This is a genomic window from Segatella copri, from assembly GCF_009494835.1.
Classification (GTDB): domain Bacteria; phylum Bacteroidota; class Bacteroidia; order Bacteroidales; family Bacteroidaceae; genus Prevotella; species Prevotella copri_F.
This window is the reverse complement of record NZ_VZBE01000066.1, coordinates 1-1,554: the sequence shown is the minus strand read 5'-3', so window position 1 is coordinate 1,554 and position 1,554 is coordinate 1. Positions and strand designations below refer to the sequence as shown.

The following is a 1,554-nucleotide window of genomic DNA, read 5'->3' as shown; positions in this document are numbered from 1 at the left end:
GCCTGCATCCTCACATTTCCGATGCGGGCAATAGGTACCAGCTTGCAAATCGTCTTGTAGCCCACGAAAGAAACCTTCATGAGGACCTGCTTCTGCTGGCAGGGGATGACGAAATCGCCATTGGCGTTGCTCACGCCTCCACAGAGAAAGGAGGAATCCTTCGGGTTGAGCAGCTGGATATTGGCGAATTCTACAGGAAGATTGTGATTGTCTATCAGTCTGCCTATCAGCTTCCGCTCGCTCTTGCGTATGCACTCCACGGTGATGAGGCTGTCGCCCACGGTCATCTGCATCGGATAGAAACCGATTACCTTGCGGATGGCATCGGGAATATTGGCTGTCTTCACGTTCTGGGTAACTGTGAAGTCTTCCAGTTCGTTGTAGATGAAGCTGATTTTGTAGCGCTTGGAAGCCTTGTCGAGGTCGATGAGGACGTCCGACATGCTGCGGTCATGATAGTTGCGCTGGATGTGCTGTGCGCTCATCGCCAGGGCGAACGTGCACAGCAGGAATATGATGGCTGAAAATCTTCTCATAATGATGTTGCTTTTTATTTGTTATTTCACAATCAGCTCGTTTTGTTGCAATTCGATGTTTACATTCTCGAATTGGTTCAGTTCTTTTACGATGTTCTCGATGCTCGAATGACTGTTCCATTCGTAATAGAGGCGGAGGGTCTTGTCCTCGTTATTCTCAAACTTCACTTGTAAATCATAATAAGAAGCAATCTCTGAAATCATCTGCTCGAAAGCCACATTCTCGAAAGTCTTGTGAATGGCTGGCTTTTCTGGTTTCGGATGAGTCAGGGAATCCTTTGCTGCTACCTGCTTTGCGGAATCTGATTTTATGGCTTCCGGATGAGTATCAGCCGTTACCTGGGTTGTTTCCTGGCTGCGCTTGATGTAAGTATGGATTGCGGCAAAGGCAATACCCGAAATCAAGACAAAGCCGGCGATGGATGCAGCCAGCTTGTGCCAGGAAGTTATAGGATGAGTTGCTTTTTCCTGAAGTTGATGCTCCTGGCTGAATTTCTCCCATTCCTCATCTACATTAATAATAGGAGAGGGGCTTTCAAGTGCAGAATCCACTTCCACCATCGTCTGATAGAGTTTTCGGCATTCCTCATCCTGCAATATTTCACGAATCTCCTCATCAGAATACTTCTCCTGATGGTCGATGATATCCAGTATTTTTTCAAACTTGTCCATAATAAATCTGCTAAGGGTTAAACTTTTGCTTTAATTTTCTGATGCCTTGCGCCAGATGCTTATAAACTGCCACTTCGCTGATGCCCAATTCCGTAGCAATCTCCCGATATTTCAGTTTCTGCCGAAAACGGAGATCGAGTACCTTGCGGGTTTGTGGCGTGAGTTCAGTATCCATATAAGCCAGAATTGCTTCGTATTTATCGGTTTCCCTGTCTATTTCGGCAATCATCGCTTCCAGGGGAGCTATCGAAGGCGAAGTATCGGCTTTCAGAAGATGATGAACCCGGTCTTTCATCTTCTGTCGGCTCAACAGGTTGAGGCATTTATGGCGCACACACACCAGAAG

At 46.7% G+C, this 1,554-nt stretch carries 2 protein-coding genes and 1 pseudogene; all 3 read right to left on the bottom strand.

The features are described from left to right. Positions 1-536 (bottom strand): annotated as a pseudogene (locus F7D47_RS09750) (carboxypeptidase-like regulatory domain-containing protein); the annotation flags it as partial. Positions 537-557: 21 nt separating this feature from the next. Beyond that, entirely contained in the window at positions 558-1,208 is a 651-nt protein-coding gene (locus F7D47_RS09745) for a DUF4974 domain-containing protein (protein ID WP_153098392.1), read from the bottom strand. Between the two features lie 10 nt (positions 1,209-1,218). Then, positions 1,219-1,554: sigma-70 family RNA polymerase sigma factor (locus F7D47_RS09740; RefSeq protein WP_153098391.1), on the bottom strand; the 336-nt coding region annotated here is incomplete at its 5' end.

Excerpts from the sequence above, each read along its gene's own strand:
- F7D47_RS09745 (WP_153098392.1), bottom strand. The coding sequence starts at position 1,208 with ATGGACAAGTTTGAAAAAATACTGGATATCATCGACCATCAGGAGAAG.